Below are 16,705 nucleotides of genomic sequence, written 5' to 3' on the forward strand. Positions count from 1 at the left end.
AAGAGTTATAGAAAGACAAGTGCCATCTTACTCCACCGTCACACTCTTAGCTAAATTCCTCGGCTTATCAACATCACAGCCGCGATGAAGAGCAGCGTAATAAGCTAATAATTGCATTGGAATTACACTGACAAGCGGTGTTAAGAGCTCATTCACATGTGGCAGCACAAAGCTATCTTCGTCTTCTTCTAAGCCTTTCATGCTGATGATCATTGCGTTTGCACCACGGGCAACTACTTCCTGCACATTACTGCGAATCGAGTAATTCACATTTTCTTGTGTAGCAAGTGCGATTACCGGAGTTCCCTCTTCGATAAGGGCGATCGTTCCATGTTTCAACTCTCCACCAGCAAATCCTTCTGCTTGGATATAGGAGATTTCTTTCAGCTTCAACGCAGCTTCTAATGAAACATTGTAGTCACCACTTCTGCCAATAAAGAAGGCATTACGAGTTGTTTCAAAGTAATCTCTTGCTAATTGTTCAATTTCTTCCTTCTGACCTGTTAGAGTTTCCATTGCTGTTGCAACAATAGCAAGCTCTTGTAATGGGTCGAAGTCCAACTTGATTCCTTTTACATTTGCTGTATCAACTGCCAAAATAGCAAGTACTGCAATTTGAGCAGTGTAGGCTTTTGTTGACGCTACAGCAATTTCGGGACCTGCATATAAATGCAATGTATGGTCCGCTTCACGAGAAAGGGTGGATCCTGGCACATTTGTAATGGTTAATGCCGGGTGGCCCATTTCTTTTATTTTAACTAAAACGGCACGGCTATCAGCTGTTTCACCACTTTGTGAGATAAATACAAATAGTGGTTTCTCGGATAACAATGGTGTATTATATGAAAATTCACTTGCAACATGAACTTCCACTGGAATGTTTGCTAGCTTCTCAATGAGTTCTTTTCCAACTAAGCCTGCATGGTAGCTTGTGCCCGCCGCAATAATATAAATGCGGTCGGCCGCTTTCATTGCACTGCGGATATCTGCATCAAGCTTCAGTTCATTGTTTTCATTTTGATAGTTCTTGATGATGTTACGCATCACAATTGGCTGCTCATCGATTTCCTTCAACATGTAATGGGCATACGTGCCCTTCTCTGTATCACTTGCATCAATTTCAGCAGTGTAGGCTTTGCGTTCCACAACAGAACCTTCCAGTGTTTGCACTTCAACAAAGTTGCGATTTACAAGTACAATTTCTTTATCAAAAATTTCAAGGTATTGGTCTGTTTCCTTTAATGTTGCCATAGCGTCGCTTGCAACAAGATTAAATCCATCTCCTAAACCAACTAAAAGCGGACTTTTGTTTTTGGAAACATACAGTGTCTCGTGATCCTCTACGTCGATTAGACCAATCGCATAAGAACCTTTTAATAAACGCATCGCTTCACGAAATGCCTCAACCGTATCCTGATGTTTTTGATAAAGCTTATCAATCAATTGTACAACTACTTCTGTATCCGTATCACTTACAAAACTAACATCTTGAAGGTATTCTTTTTTCAGATCATTGTAGTTTTCAATAACTCCATTATGAACAAGGGTAAATCTGCCTGACCCACTTTGATGTGGGTGTGCGTTCGTGATGCTTGGCACACCATGTGTTGCCCATCTTGTGTGGCCAATTCCCATTGTTGCTTCAATAGAGCTATCCACACGTTCACGCAGTGCCGCAATACGGCCTTTTACCTTGGTCAGGTTAATTCCTTCTTCATTCAGGATAGCAATACCAGCAGAGTCATATCCTCTGTATTCCAGCTTTTCCAGTCCGTTTAATAAAACTTCTTTCGTATCATTTTGTCCGATATATCCTACAATTCCGCACATAATGTTGTCCTCCTAAAATAAGGGGCAGACAAAACGAACCTGTTTATTTGCTGTACAAGGGGCGTCTTTCTACCCCTCTCTCGTGTATTTTATAGTGGACACCTTGCTTTACCCTTTTGTCCAATAAGTCGCCTCATTGTTTTAGAGATAAAGCGATACGATTGAGATGTGCAACCGGGAGGCACCCGCCGAAACTTCGATAACCTCCAACCTCGTCAACTATTTTTCTTCATCGTCCCGAAAAATAGTCCTGGCGCTTTTTATTCCTTCTGTAACCTCTATGCTCCTTTCTATAGTTGAGTGATTTGTTCTGCTTGGATAAAATCCAAAAGAACACTCTTCATTTTAACTGAAACTATTAACTTTGGTCAATACTTCCCCTCCAAATTTTAAGAAGGAGTTATTGATTAGCTTATGTTGGTGGGTGTAATAAAGTTCCTTACTGCTTTATTTTGTTCGAAAAGCAATACATAATCCATGCAATTTTTAAATTAGAGAATTAACCTCATTATTCGTTATAATAAAAACATAATGAAAAACAGGAGATTTGTGGATGGAAATATTAATTGAAAAATTAAAAGCTACGGACGCTGACGCTTTATTCAGATTTGAACTGGATAACAGAGATTACTTTGAGAAAACAGTACCCTCTAGAGGTGACGACTATTATAAGCCAGAGGTTTTTAAAAGTAATCATAAAGCATTACTGGAAGAACAAACACGGGGCAATTCGCATTTTTACCTAATAAAAGATCAGTATCATGTGATTCTTGGCAGGATTAATCTAGTCGATATTGACGCGGCTCAAAAAGAAACTCATCTAGGTTACCGTGTGGGCAAAAACTATACTGGCAAAGGTGTTGCTAAAAAAGCATTGCAATTATTATTAGAAAACGTCGCGGACAATCAGAATATCCAACAGATTCACGCCAAAACAACAACCAATAATGTGGCATCTAGAGTGATTTTAGAGAAAAGTGGATTTGCTTATATAGGGTCCGACGAAGCAATGTTTGAAATAAATAGCCAGAAGCTAACGTTTGTTTATTATAAATGGACAAATAAAAACTTCTCTTGCTAACCAAAGCACATAGGTTAACAAGAGAAGTAAATAGCATGTCGTTTTACCCTTGATGCTTCTCCATAAATTCCAGCATAAGGCTATATACTTTAATTTCATTTTCTTTTTTCGAGAAGCCATGACCTTCATCCTCAAGCACGAGGTATTCGACTTCACGTCCTTTTGCTTCTAGTTTGGCAACGATTTGATCCGATTCTTCTTTCACAACACGCGGATCCTTTGCCCCTTGGATAACAAGCATTGGCTTTGTCATCGCATCGAGATAGGTAACAGGTGAATCTTTAATAAAACGCTCTTTATCACGTTCTGGGTCACCAAGCCAGCGATCCATAATTGGTTTCCAGTGTGGTGGAACAGATTTTACAAACGTAAACAAATCCGATGGTCCAAAAATATCGATGACTGCTTTGAAATATTCCGGATGGCGTCCATGCAGTAGCAGCGCCATATATCCACCATAACTTCCACCTACAAGAAACAGTTTTTCCCGGTCTGCAATACCATTTTCAAACAGCCACTCAATCCCTGCAACATTATCCAACCGTGGTCCTTCTCCCCAATCCTGCTCCACCAATTTAACAAAAGAAGAACCATAACCTGTGCTTCCACGGAAGTTCGGCGCAAAGATTGTATAGCCGCGGTTTAAAAAGCTTTGAAACATCGCACGGAACATCTTGCGTTCGGATGCTTGTGGGCCGCCATGCGGCCAAAAAATCGTGTAACCATTATCGTTTTCTGGTTTTGCTTTAAAAAGCAGTGATTCAATTTCCATCCCATCAAAGGATTTATACGATATTACCTCTGGCTCTATCATGTCATCTCTGTTAATTCCGAGCACTCGATTATCTGTCAGCTGCTTCCAATCCTTTCCGTCCTTTGAGGTAAAAATATTGAATGGAAGTGTTGCGCTTCTCCCTAAAACATAAAGATTGCCCGATTTAGCCACATGCACTTTTTCAATTATATCGACTGGCAAAGCTAATTTCTCAAGCTGTTCCGTATCAGGGTTAAATCGGTAAAACAGATCCTCTACTCCCTTTTCTGTCAGGAAATAAAACACTTTATTTTCTTTATCCCATTTTATAGCGATGCTTTCCTTTTCGATGGAAAAGACAGGGGAAAATGTTTTGGTTTTTAAATCAAATTTAGCAAGGTAATTATACTCACTATCATAATTGGTCACGAAATAAACAGTCTGGTCATCCGTAAAAACAGGACTGAAAACAACATGTACTTTCTCTTGATCAGGCGTTAAATAATGCGTTTCATTGCCTTTCTTCAAAAATGCAGTTACATATGTATTAGCAAACATACGCGTATAAACGAAAGCATCCTCATCGTTCGAAACTGCAGCTAAATATGTTGGCGAAACCTCTCCTGCATTCAGCAATGTATCAGAATTATCCTTCAGATTACGTACACGTGCATTTAAAAATGATGGATTCCCTTCAGAAGTCATATAATAGACTCGTTCGCCATCCTCACTCAAATGACAGTAGAAATACTTCTCGTTTATGTCGCCAGTTATTAAAGGTTGTGGAAGTCCACCCTCACTTGGAATAGCATAGATCTGATAATTCTCATCCCCATCCCTATCATAGCCAGCTAACACGTAACGATTTTCTGGATCAAATTTGATAAAATTGGTCGATTCCTCATGATGTGCAAATAAATAAGGAGATGTATTTGGCAAATCAATCGCCCATAAATTAACTTTTCCATTTAAATTAGAACTAAAAATAAGCCGCTTCTCATCACTGCTTACAGTAAAATCATAAATATTGGACGTACGAAAAAACTGCTCCACTTTCGGTTTAGGAAATTGAATCATCCTTCTCCTCCTCAATTTTGGCTCATTTTATTCTGAAAACACATAAAATAATGGATATTTTTATTATAAACGATTTATTGCTTTACCGTAAACGTTTGTAGTTAAGTTTTATTGTACCAAATTCAATAATCGCTAAGAAACAATAGTTGAATATCGATTCAGATTTGAGGATGAATTGGTACAAGATGAAAAAAATGAGCCTGGGTCAACCACCAAGCTCATTTCCTTTTCCAACCTATTCTTCTAACCGACCATCTCGAATCGTAACGACCCGGTCACATAAATCGAGTACTCTTTCATCATGGGTCACCATAATTCCCGACTTTCTTCGTGATTTGATTTCATTTGCCAGAGTTTCCACAACGTCCCTCCCCCGCTTTGAATCTAGGCTTGCGGTTGGCTCATCTGCAAGAATAAGCTTAGGATTATTGGTGAGCGCCCTTGCTATGGCTACCCGTTGTCTTTCTCCTCCTGAAAGCTCATTTGGGTAATTGGCGGCTCGATGGGCTAAACCAAAATGTCTCAACAGCGCAGCTTCATTTGCTTTGTTTTTCTGTTTGGCTAGCTTATTAATAACATTTAATTGATCTTTCACCTTTAAATAAGGTATTAAATTTGCTGCTTGAAAGACAAACCCTATTTTCTCTAATCTTCGAGCAGTGATTTGTTTCGATGATAAGTCTGCTAAATTTTCTCCATCAAGCAGAACAGTTCCACTGCTTGGAGATAAAAGCGCACCCGCTATGGATAACATCGTACTTTTACCAGAGCCAGATGGGCCAATGATTGCAAGAAATTCTCCTTCCTTTACCTCCAAAGAGATTGAATCCAATGCTTTAAACGGTTTCGGACCATCCTGATATACCTTTGATACATTATCCATTACGATTGTCATTTCCCTGCCCCCTCTATTGCCTCAATTGGATCAATTTTAACGATTTGGATGAGCGAGAGAAATGCGCCAATAATCGAAACGAACAATATAAGAATAGAAGTCTGCATCATTCCTTCCGCTGTTAATAAAAATGGCATTCCCTCTGGTAAAATCGCAGCTATCCCGAGCGTTAGTCCACTAGCAATACCGATACATAAGACAGAAATGAGTACAACTTGCCCTACTAAATTTTGTAAAAGATACAACGTTTTGGCACCTAATGCTTTCAGAACCCCGAATTGATCCCGCTTCTGCAATGTAATGACATAGAAAAACGCAGCTAGAACAAATGCCGTAATCACAAACAGAAAGACAATCATCATATTTAAGGAGGCTTGTTCCTGTGAGTAGCTCGGTATTCCTTTTAGAGCTTCCTCGCTCGTCACCATATCAAATGAGTTACCTATGGCATTTCTGATTTCCCCGGCACGGGCTTCATCAATACGAATCGTAATGGCATTGATCGTTTCATTTTCTCCACCATCTGCAAAGACAACCGGTGTATGACTATAGCGCTGGCTATTTGTAAACCCTGCAACCGCCAACTCACTTTCTTCCCCAAATACTAGCCTATCACCGATTTTAATACCTTCCCGCTGTAAGGATGCATCCACAATTACTTCATCTTGTTGCTGAATGGAGTTTCCTTCACGGACAGGCGGCAAGAGCATGCCATCTGATTCTGTCACAAATAAAGCTACATCCTCATTCTGATCAGTCCCATTAACAGAAGCATTCATCATCCGAATCGAAAGCGAATTCGCTTGTTCAACACCTTCAATTTGTGCGATTTCATCTAAATTTTTACTAGAAATAAACGACTTTGTCATCTCAAGCTCAGCACCGGCATCCATTACAATATAATCTACCTCCAGGTTTTGAATAGCCGATGCATTATCTGCAGATAGCCCTTTTGCTAATCCGGAAATAATAAAAATCAGACTAGCAATTAATATAATAATTAAACCGATTAAGGCATATCGAATTTTTCCATGAGCTAATTCCCGTATAGTTAGAAACATCCTGTTCACTCCTCTATTTATTTCATATTTCAAGCATACATAAGGAATATGAACAGAGGATGAACAAATGATTACTTCTGAGGAAGCGATACGATAAATGCAGAACCTTTTCCAAGCTCACTTTCTGCCATAATTGTTCCACCATGCAATTCAATAATTTTCTTTACAATCGAAAGACCTAATCCAGTACTGTCCTCCGTTCTTGTTCTCGCTTTGTCAGCTTTATAAAAGCGTTCGAAAAGCTGTGGTAAATCGGTCTCGCTAATACCAATGCCTGTATCCTTTACCGTTATTTGCGCATATGATTTGACCGTTGCTGTGTGAATCGATAGTTTTCCACTTGGCTCCGTATAACGAATCGCATTGGCAATTAAATTTACCCAAACCTGCTGCAAGAGCTTTGGATCACCTATAACTGTAGTTGGATGGGTATCTATTTCGATCGCAATTTGTTTTTCCCGCCATTGCCACTCCATCATAAAAACTACTTCCCTCAGCTGCTCAGAAATATCAAACTGAATAAAATCATTGATGTTCACTTCACTATCTAAATTAGATAAGGTAAGAAGCTGTTTACTCAATGCAGATAATCGCTTGCTTTCATTTTCAATAATAGCCAAATAACGCTGCTGCTCTGCCTCAGACATATCCTCTTCTTGCAAGGCCTGTGAAAATCCTTGAATTGATGTGAGCGGCGATTGAATTTCATGTGAAACATTCGATACAAACTCTTGACGCTTTTCTTCTGTTTTGGCTAAGCTACTGCTCATCGTTGAAAAATCACTCGCCAGTCTTCCTATCTCATCCTTGCGATTAACGTCAAGCTTTAGATGATAATTTCCAGCAGCAATCTTTCTCGTTGCTTCAGTCAATGTTTTAATTGGTTTTACAATAAAACGAGTGCTTGCTAATACTAATAGAAAGCTGAACAGCAATGCTAAAACAAGTAAGACAGCTAAAAATATCCGCATTTCCCCAAATTGCTGAATGGAATTAGGTCTGACAAATAATGCATGGGTTTTCCCACTTATCTGTACCGGAACACCTATTGTATTTTTCACCTCATTGTCAAAGAATCCTGTTACAAAGGGCTTCCATGGATAATTTGCAATTCCATGATAGATTTCTCCCCGTAATACTTTCTCGATATCTCTTTGGTCCATCTCTTCTGATGAAAAAGGATTACCAAAGGTTTCTGCAATACCTGTGTCCCTAACGAGGTAAAACGTGTAGCCTAAATCTGTCATTGCTGTTAAATAGTCCGAAATCGACTGATTTGGATTTTCCTCAAATAGTTCTACAATATTTTTGGCAATATGAGTAACTTTTTCATCATTATCCGGCTTTAAAAAATGCTGATAGTAAATATTTGTTACAGCAAATGCGATCAGGGCACTTGCAATCATAATTACCATTGTCATTACAATAATCCTTACGTAGAGCGTTCGCATCGTTGCTCCTCCAACTCTCTAATTAACTTCTAGTTTATATCCTAATCCCCGAACTGTTTGAATTGAAAAATCAGCTTCCACAGTTGAGAAACGCTCACGAAGCCGCTTAATATGTACATCAACCGTTCGGTCATTTCCTTCATAATCATTTCCCCAAATCAGCTGAATTAATTGCTCCCGGGAAAATATTCGATTTGGATAACTCGCTAATTGTGCAAACAGTTCGAATTCCTTTAAAGGTAAAATCATTGTTTTATCATTTAACTGCACTTCATAGCTTTTCCGATTAATTACGGTTGTCTTCCCAATTCGAATTACCTCTTCATTGGTAATTTGGAACCGTCTTAGTAACGCTTTAACCCGGAACAGTACTTCTTTTGGCTCAAATGGCTTTACAATATAATCATCCGTCCCAGCCATATAAGCCTTTTCTTTATCTGAAATCCCATCCTTTGCCGTAAGCATGAGCACAGGAATATCATAATCATGACGTACCTCTTCACACAGCTGATAGCCATCCAGATTCGGCATCATAATATCAACAATAGCTAAATGCACATTGCTTTCTTCTAATTGCTGTAATGCATCTTGTCCATCGACAGCCTCTATCGTCTTATAACCATCCTTTTGCAAATAAAAACGAAGCAACTCACGAATATGCGGATCATCATCAACAATCAAAATCGTAATCATCTTTCCCGGACCTCCTAATTTGTACTAACTTTACCATAACATAATCAGTTTGGTGATACATTTAAGCTTTACTTAGTGGAGGGCTCCTTCTTATGCAGGTTTGCTCGTTACTTTTGAACTTCAGCAAATTTGGAGCAAACTTCAGCATTTACACATATACGCACAAAAAAACTGCCCTCACAAGAAAGCAGTTCTTAATAATTATTCTTTTAACCCGAGCAAGTCATCAATTACCTTTACAACCTGGTCAGCATACTTTTCACATTCGTCAGCAGTTGGAGCTTCGACCATGACACGGACAAGTGGTTCTGTTCCAGATGGTCTTACAAGGACACGTCCTTGTCCTGCAAGCTTCGTTTCCACCGCTTTAATTTCATCTAAAATAACTGGATTGCTTAATGCTTCGTTTTTATCAGTTACTTTTACATTTTTTAACACTTGCGGGAAAACTTTCATATCACTTGCTAGTTCAGATAGCGTTTTACCCGTTTCCTTCATCACATTTACAAGCTGCAATGCGGATAGCATGCCATCTCCTGTTGTGATGAAATCAAGGAAGATAATATGACCGGATTGTTCTCCACCAAGATTATAACCGCCATTGCGCATTTCTTCCATAACGTAACGATCGCCAACTGCAGTCTTATCACTGCGTATGCCGTTCTCCTCAATTGCCTTGTAGAACCCAAGGTTACTCATTACAGTTGATACAACTGTATTTTTCTTGAGCAGTCCCTTTTCATTCATATATCTCGCACAAATGAACATAATTTGGTCGCCGTCAACGATGTTTCCTTTTTCATCAACTGCGATGAGGCGATCACCATCTCCATCAAATGCAAGACCAATATCTGCGCCTTTTTCCGTTACAAATGCTTGCAGCTTTTCTGGATGTGTAGATCCTACGCCGTCATTTATATTAAGTCCATCGGGGCTTGACCCCATTGAAAAGATATCTGCTTCCAAATCAGCGAACAGGTGTGTAGCCAAACTAGATGTCGCACCGTGTGCACAGTCAATTGCAATTTGAAGTCCTTCAAAATCATTATCAATCGTATCCTTCAAATAGGATAGATACTTTTGTCCGCCCTCAAAATAATCGGTAACAATTCCTACACTGGCACCTGTTGGACGAGGCAGGGTATCTTCTGTATCCATTAGCTTTTCAATTTCTGCTTCCTGTTCATCTGTCAATTTAAAGCCATCTGGTCCAAAGAACTTAATCCCGTTATCCTCAACTGGGTTATGCGATGCTGAAATCATAACACCAGCCTGTGCACTTGTAGCTTTTGTTAAATAAGCAACACCTGGTGTCGAGATTACTCCAAGTCGCATTACTTCTGCACCGATAGATAAAAGTCCAGCTAATAAGGCCCCTTCCAGCATATGGCCTGAAATTCTTGTGTCGCGGCCTATCACGACACGAGGTCTTTCCATTCCATTTGTCAACACGTAACCACCATAGCGTCCTAGCTTGTATGCTAGTTCTGGTGTCAGGTCCTTATTGGCTACGCCTCTCACACCATCCGTTCCAAAATATTTTCCCATTCGTTACCTCTCCTTTAACTTACATCCAATTCAGCTGTCTGCTTTTAAATGAATTAATCACTCAGGTTGCTCTTCGCTAATCTCTACTGTAATTTCTTCTGATTCTCCAGTAATTGTTATATTATCAAGGTCTGGTCCTTCGATTTCAATTGGAACTTGATGCTCTCCTGGCTCCAGATCACTTAAATCAATGAATATACGGATATCTTCAGCTGTTAATTCTTTTATATCCGCCTCATCACCTGTAACCGTAACATCCATTTCAGCGGCTTCAGGCTCAATATAGGTAACTGTTTGTCCATCTTGTAATCCTTCTTCTTCGATTGCTAAACCTTCAAAAACACGGGACTGCTCTACATCGACGGTTACCTCAATTGTTTCCATATCCGGAACATTTACACCGTCTGGCAATGAAAGTTGCGCATCTATTGTACCAGATTCGGTGATTTCGGATAAATCAATTGCTTCTGTTGAAAGCTCAGAAATTCCTTCTAGAACTTCACTAGTGGAAAATATCTCCACCTCATCTACATTAGCAGAAATCGAATTTAATGCATAGCCCTCAGGCATTTTTCCTGTCGTTTCAACGGATACAGGTACCGATTTACTTGGATTATCTACCTCGGCTGATATTTGAATATTTTCCGGTTCTACCCGGACTGTTAGCTCATTACCCTGCGTATCATAAACATTTACAGGCAGCTCACGATTATTAATTGAACCATCCAGACCTTCTAAATTGACATATGCCTTCACAATACCAATTTGATCGATAATGGACCTTGAACTTGTGATCGTAACCTCAGCAGGCTCAAGTGTATAGTCAGTCAATTCATATCCTGGGGCCATTTTATCTTCATTAATAAAATCAGCAACAACAGAAAACTGCTCGCTTGCCCTTTCTTCAATTGTAACCGTAATCGTTTTCGGTTCAATAAATACAGTAAGATCCCTGGAGATATTATGCTCCAGTTCCACTACATGTTCGCCTTCTTCTAATCCTTGCAGGTCAACAAACACATCAAAATTACGTTGAAAAACAAGAGGGGTCAAGTTTCCAGGATTCCCCTGTAAGCTAACCGTAACAAATTCCGGCACACCACTAACCACATAGTTTTCTTCGTCAATTTTTATTTCGACCGGCACATCATCAAGTTTTTGCGTTTGTTCAGATCTGCCTGAGAAGGTTGGGTCGGAATGCGATGAATTAACTGTAACATTCACAAATATATACAGGAATACCGCGAAAGCTAAAGAAGCAAGTCGGACAAACCATTTACTCTTAAACCAATTATCCATTCTTGTTCCCCCTTCGTTTCCACGACTTTTTCTCAGAGGTCTTTTGATTTAGGGATAAATGGGCTTGAAGCATATCACGGAGATTGTCCTGATTAAGATCCCGATGAAGCTCCCCATTTTTTGTACAGGAAACCGCACCTGTTTCCTCTGAAACAACAATTGTCAGCGCATCGGTAACCTCGCTGATACCCATTGCAGCACGATGCCTCGTCCCTAGCTCCTTTGAGATAAATGGACTTTCCGATAATGGCAGGTAACAAGCTGCTGCGGTGATCTCCCCCTCTTTTACGATAACTGCACCATCATGCAGTGGTGTATTCGGAGTGAAAATATTTGTCAGCAGCTGATGCGATAATTTCCCGTTAATTGCAATCCCTGTTTCAGCGTATTCACCAATACCTGTTTCGCGTTCAATCGAAATTAATGCGCCGATTCGTCGTTTTGCCATATAGCTGCACGACTGTACAATTGCATCAATTTCCTGTTGCATCTTTTCTTCTTCCGACTTTACACTCCGAGCAAATAGATTACCCCTTCCAAGCTGCTCAAGCGCTCTCCGCAGCTCAGGCTGGAATAGTATGATGATTACAATTAACCCCCAGGAAATGGCCTGATTTGTCAGCCATTGCATGGTTTGTAAATTCAGTAATATACTTAATAGCCAGACCACAAGTACTACAGCAATTCCCTTTAAAAGCTGAATTGCTTTGGTACCTCTAATCAGCATCATTAATTTATATAATACATACCAGACGAGAGTTATATCTACGCCTATTCTTAGCAGGTCTATTAAATCGAATCCCCCATCAAGCATGTGCACACATCCTCTTTGCAATAATAATTTATCACGCATTAACGGTCTGTAATGTCCCCACATTCAAGCATGAGGGAACCAAAAACAAGTGAAGGTGTGGGATAAAACAGTCCGTAAATTCCTTATTATGTTCAAGCAGCATTCGCGGGACAGAAAAGCCGCCACTAAATGAAGTCTCACTTTATTACTTTTAAACAAGCACGCTTATATGTAGCTTGGTTTTCAAAAGATAGGAACGGTATCTATTATAACACAATATCTCTAAATCATATTACTTTAGCAATGCAAAAAGCCAGATAAGATTTCACATCTTATCTGGATGCATTTCAATATGGTTAAAAAGCAAAAATACCTTTAAAAAAGCTTCTCATTTTATACCACATCCATTCAAACATTTGATCAACTGTTTCTAATTCACCATTGACCCCTCCGGCTGAAGCCATAAGTCCTTCCCCATACAGCGAATCATTCTCATCGGCAATAAGTTTTCCGTTTACTAAGGTTACATCCCCATCAATCGTACCCTTTATGAGTAATTTCCCATTTTTAACGAGTACATCTCCTGGAACAGTTACACCCTCAGGCACAATAACTGTATCTCCTTGAATGACTAGCTCTTCCTGTTTGGAAACGACTAATTGACCATCCTCATTCCAAGATGCAAACATTCCAGTCATCATTAGCACAAAAAATATTGCTGCTGCAGTGAGCACTGGATGCATTTTAAACCATCGCATATAGGTAACACGTTTTTTCTCAGTCGGAAGTCTATCCATAACTTTCTGCGTAAAATCGTTTGGTGCTGTGAAATGCTCCGCACTCTTAATCAATGTAATCGTACGCTTTAGTTCATGGAAATGATGTTGGCAAGCTTCACAAGTTTCCAGATGTGTTCTCAGCTGAGCTTCTTCCTCCTTGTAAAGGTCACCATCCAAATATTTATGCATCAATTCAACCGATTCTTTATTACATTCCAAGTGTTTCACACTCCTTTACACATGACGAAGCCTTTTTCTTAGAGCTTCTCTCCCACGATGAATTCGGGTTTTCACCGTTCCTAAAGGTATATCTAAGATGTCGCTTATTTCTTGAAGGGAAAACTCTTCCAAATAACGCAGCATAATAATACTGCGGTATTTCGGTGGAAGCTGGGAAATTTCGTGATGAATATAGCGTTGCAGTTCCAAGCTTTCAACTTCTTCACCAGGCAGCCGCTCCTTACTGGCCAGCTGGGAATACATATCCAACCCTTCCGTCCCTTTGATCTCAGCATCCAGATAATAATCTGGCTTTCGCTTACGGATCCGGTCGATCGTCAAATTCGTAGCAATCCGATACAACCACGTAGAAAACTTTCTGCGATCATCAAACGAATGGATGTTAACATATGCACGAATAAAAGCTTCCTGCGCCATATCCTCTGCTTCATGTGCATTACCAAGCATCCGAAAACAATGCTGGTATATTTTATCTTGGTAAAAGGATACGACATCAGCAAATGCCGATTGATCCCCTTTTTTAACTTGTTTTATTTTTTCTATTATAAATTGATCCATCAGGTTACCTCCGCTTACTATGCGGTACTTGTTATACGAGTATGTAGCAAAAAGGTTTCAAACTTTCTTTAACAAAAAAGTGACAAAATGTTTCGGCCTATATATGCCTATTAATTCATGCTGCTCAAGACTTAGAAAACATCAAGCATATCTATAATTTGTCCCTTGAAAACCAGATTTGAAAAAAGACACAAAATGTTCACAGACGTTTACTATTGCATTAATTTGGGTAATTTTCTATTATAGTATACTAGATAGGAGGGCAGAATTGTGAATAAAGATCATTTAATTGAAAAAATTGAAGAATGCCGTGAAGAAATGATTTCACTTTCTACAACACATGACCTGACTTCTGAGGCTGTTATCGCATCAAGTGTTAAGCTAGACCAATTAATTAATACGTACCAAAAGCAATACTAGATAAAAAACATCATATAGGGTAAAAAAAGACATCAAAATGCTCACCAGAGCAGGAAATGAATGTCTTTTTTATTTTGGGCATAAAATAGAGTTGCCCTATCTATTCTATTATTCTTTCGTAACAGCAGCACCATATGGATATGGTTGAAGGTTTAAGGCCTTAATACCAGCATCCTTCCAAGCTTTCATCAGTTCATCGGCTTGTTGTTTCGATGGCATAAAAGCAATGCCACAATCACCGCCGCCAGCTCCTGAAGGCTTACCCGCTCCTCCTAATGATTCTGCTAAATCACATAGTGTCCCGAGCAAAGGTGTTTCAATCGGTGTATCAGCTGCTTTGCCAACAGCAGCTAACGCTTTTCTATTCTGTTTTACACCTTTTAGCAGAAGCTCCACATCGGCATTTTCCATTCCTTGGAAAAATTGGTCAACTGCCAATTTACTTGCATCTAAGAATCGATGGAATGCTTCTGGGTTATCAGACTTTAATTGTAAAATTTGGTCGACAAGCTTCGAGGTCGATGCAGGCTTACCAGTCCAGCCTACACAAAAATAGACATTCTTCGGCATTTGTATCGACTTTAACTCATAATATGTCCAATTTCTTTCAACTAAATCTGTTATTGATTTGCAATTATGGTATGCATCTAACAGCCATTCAGCTTGAAACGACGCATACTGAAGCATACCGCCATAGGATGAAGCAGCCACATCTGCGCCTGAACCATTACCCTGCGTTTTTACGTGGGAAATAGCCGCAAGTCTAAAAACCAGCTCTGATGCAGGCGGTTTTTCTAGGAATTTATTAAGAATAGCCGCGATTACAGATGTTACAACTGCCGCGCTTGATCCTAAACCATATTTAATGCCAGAACTGTCATCCAATTCACTGCGAATCGCTAGGTGGAAATTCTCAGGCTGTACGTTTTTTTCCATTAAATATGTATAAACAACCGTCATCGCATCACATACAAACTGCGTTCTTTCGTCATTTGAATGGATCCTGACTTCCCCAGCTTCATAGGACCAGTCCAGATTCTCGAGCTTGAAATCTTGCAATGTCAGCATATTTCTTTCACTTTGTTCAATCGCAGCATAAACAAAACGGTCCACAGCTGTAACCGCTAGTTTTTGATATGGCTCAAGAACAGCAAATTCCCCAGCAATCATTAGTTTCCCTGGTACTTTTAAAGTCATTGATGTATTATCCAAGACGTTCAACCCCTATAGATAGCTTATTCCCTGCCCTGGTTTACTTAAAATTACATCCGATACACCGGATATTTCAGAAAGTCTTTGTTTAACACGTGCTTCATCCTCTGGCAAGTAAAGGACTTTAACATTTGGACCGGCATCAATTGTAAAATATGCTGGAATCCCATCTGCCCGCATATCTCCTACCATTTGCATTACACGCATTGTTGTATCATGCCAGTAGGTGAAAGGAGGATTTGCAGCTAGCGTAGTTGCATGCATCTTTAGACAATTTGCTTCTGCAATGCTTCCTACTTTCTCAAAATCCTTCTCTGAAATTGCTTCCTTTATCTGTTTTAAATCATTTGGAATACTGTCCAGCCATCCTGCATAAAACGGAGATGTTTCTACTGTTCGTTTCATTCCAGCACGACTCGACACCTTTTTCATGGTCGATGAAAGGACAACGGCAGCAACACGAACATCCCAATGCTTGTCCGGTGCAATTGGAACAGCAAACGAATCTGAACCATCTGCTCGTTCACCCATTTCCCATTCTGCAAAGCCGCCATAAATGGAGCGACAAGCAGATCCAGATCCTTGACGCGTGAGACGGGACAATACTTGATCATCCAAGTCTAAACCAATAGCTTTAGCACCCGCTGCCGCCAGTGCTGCAAAGCCAGAGGCAGATGAGGCAAATCCAGCAGCAGTTGGAACATCATTAATAGAATTCACCACAGCATATAACTGTTCTTTTCCTGCAAGCTGACGAATCAAATCAAGAAATTTCGTCACACGAAGGAATGCCTCACCCTCTACCGGCTGATTATCGAGCATGAATTGATCTTCGGATAAATCCTCCTGAAAAGCTACAGTAGTAGTTGTTGAAAAGCCATCCAATGTGAGGGAAAGACTGCTGTTTGTAGGTAAAATCAGCCTTTCATCACGCTTTCCCCAGTATTTGATTAAAGCAATATTTGTATGTGCTTTTGCTGTAGCTTTCATCGTTTTATCTCCCTTGTCTCTCTA

The 16,705-nt window shown here is 39.8% G+C and carries 15 protein-coding genes; 2 read left to right on the top strand and 13 right to left on the bottom strand.

Annotated elements, in window-relative coordinates; genetic code table 11:
* Positions 1 to 27: 27 nt before the first annotated feature.
* A complete protein-coding gene (gene glmS / locus NSQ77_RS08950) occupies positions 28 to 1,830 on the bottom strand; it encodes a glutamine--fructose-6-phosphate transaminase (isomerizing) (RefSeq protein ID WP_339230422.1) in 1,803 nt (600 codons plus the stop codon).
* A gap of 553 nt (positions 1,831 to 2,383) precedes the next feature.
* On the opposite strand from glmS, the gene NSQ77_RS08955 reads away from it, so the two are divergent.
* Positions 2,384 to 2,911, top strand: a complete 528-nt coding sequence (locus NSQ77_RS08955; protein ID WP_339230423.1) for a GNAT family protein — start codon at positions 2,384 to 2,386, stop codon at positions 2,909 to 2,911.
* 43 nt (positions 2,912 to 2,954) lie between these two features.
* Here NSQ77_RS08955 and NSQ77_RS08960 read toward each other — a convergent pair whose 3' ends face one another.
* From NSQ77_RS08960 to sigW, 10 genes are all read right to left on the bottom strand, one after another.
* On the bottom strand, positions 2,955 to 4,742 hold the full coding sequence (locus NSQ77_RS08960) for a S9 family peptidase (protein ID WP_339230425.1): 1,788 nt from the start codon (positions 4,740 to 4,742) through the stop codon (positions 2,955 to 2,957).
* Between the two features lie 235 nt (positions 4,743 to 4,977).
* Positions 4,978 to 5,637: an ABC transporter ATP-binding protein gene (locus NSQ77_RS08965; RefSeq protein ID WP_339230426.1), complete on the bottom strand. Its 660-nt coding sequence runs from the start codon at positions 5,635 to 5,637 to the stop codon at positions 4,978 to 4,980.
* On the bottom strand, positions 5,634 to 6,698 hold the full coding sequence (locus NSQ77_RS08970; RefSeq protein ID WP_339230428.1) for an ABC transporter permease: 1,065 nt from the start codon (positions 6,696 to 6,698) through the stop codon (positions 5,634 to 5,636). The genes NSQ77_RS08965 and NSQ77_RS08970 overlap by 4 nt, the downstream gene beginning before the upstream one ends.
* Before the next feature lie 71 nt (positions 6,699 to 6,769).
* Positions 6,770 to 8,149, bottom strand: a complete 1,380-nt coding sequence (locus NSQ77_RS08975) for a HAMP domain-containing sensor histidine kinase (protein WP_339230430.1) — start codon at positions 8,147 to 8,149, stop codon at positions 6,770 to 6,772.
* 18 nt (positions 8,150 to 8,167) lie between these two features.
* On the bottom strand, positions 8,168 to 8,842 hold the full coding sequence (locus tag NSQ77_RS08980) for a response regulator transcription factor (protein ID WP_339230431.1): 675 nt from the start codon (positions 8,840 to 8,842) through the stop codon (positions 8,168 to 8,170).
* A gap of 201 nt (positions 8,843 to 9,043) precedes the next feature.
* A complete protein-coding gene (gene glmM, locus NSQ77_RS08985; RefSeq protein WP_339230433.1) occupies positions 9,044 to 10,390 on the bottom strand; it encodes a phosphoglucosamine mutase in 1,347 nt (448 codons plus the stop codon).
* 57 nt (positions 10,391 to 10,447) lie between these two features.
* Positions 10,448 to 11,689 (bottom strand): CdaR family protein, encoded by a 1,242-nt coding sequence (locus tag NSQ77_RS08990; protein WP_339230436.1) that lies wholly within the window; start codon positions 11,687 to 11,689, stop codon positions 10,448 to 10,450.
* Positions 11,682 to 12,503 carry a diadenylate cyclase CdaA gene (cdaA, locus tag NSQ77_RS08995; protein ID WP_339230437.1) on the bottom strand — a complete coding sequence of 274 codons (822 nt, stop codon included), beginning with the start codon at positions 12,501 to 12,503 and terminating at the stop codon, positions 11,682 to 11,684. The genes NSQ77_RS08990 and cdaA overlap by 8 nt, the downstream gene beginning before the upstream one ends.
* Before the next feature lie 335 nt (positions 12,504 to 12,838).
* On the bottom strand, positions 12,839 to 13,489 hold the full coding sequence (rsiW, locus tag NSQ77_RS09000; protein ID WP_339230438.1) for an anti-sigma-W factor RsiW: 651 nt from the start codon (positions 13,487 to 13,489) through the stop codon (positions 12,839 to 12,841).
* Between the two features lie 6 nt (positions 13,490 to 13,495).
* Entirely contained in the window at positions 13,496 to 14,059 is a 564-nt protein-coding gene (sigW, locus tag NSQ77_RS09005) for an RNA polymerase sigma factor SigW (protein ID WP_339230440.1), read from the bottom strand.
* 270 nt (positions 14,060 to 14,329) lie between these two features.
* On the opposite strand from sigW, the gene NSQ77_RS09010 reads away from it, so the two are divergent.
* The gene (locus NSQ77_RS09010; protein WP_339230441.1) at positions 14,330 to 14,479 is read left to right on the top strand and encodes an aspartyl-phosphate phosphatase Spo0E family protein; all 150 of its coding nucleotides are present in this window, start codon (positions 14,330 to 14,332) and stop codon (positions 14,477 to 14,479) included.
* Positions 14,480 to 14,587: 108 nt separating this feature from the next.
* Here NSQ77_RS09010 and NSQ77_RS09015 read toward each other — a convergent pair whose 3' ends face one another.
* Positions 14,588 to 15,691, bottom strand: coding sequence for a phosphomevalonate kinase (locus NSQ77_RS09015; protein WP_339230442.1), 1,104 nt, complete (start codon positions 15,689 to 15,691; stop codon positions 14,588 to 14,590).
* Positions 15,692 to 15,703: 12 nt separating this feature from the next.
* The gene (gene mvaD / locus NSQ77_RS09020; RefSeq protein ID WP_339230443.1) at positions 15,704 to 16,681 is read right to left on the bottom strand and encodes a diphosphomevalonate decarboxylase; all 978 of its coding nucleotides are present in this window, start codon (positions 16,679 to 16,681) and stop codon (positions 15,704 to 15,706) included.
* Positions 16,682 to 16,705 lie beyond the last annotated feature (24 nt).

Origin of the sequence: Oceanobacillus sp. FSL K6-2867, from assembly GCF_037963145.1 — a bacterium.
Taxonomy (GTDB): Bacteria; Bacillota; Bacilli; order Bacillales; family Amphibacillaceae; genus Oceanobacillus.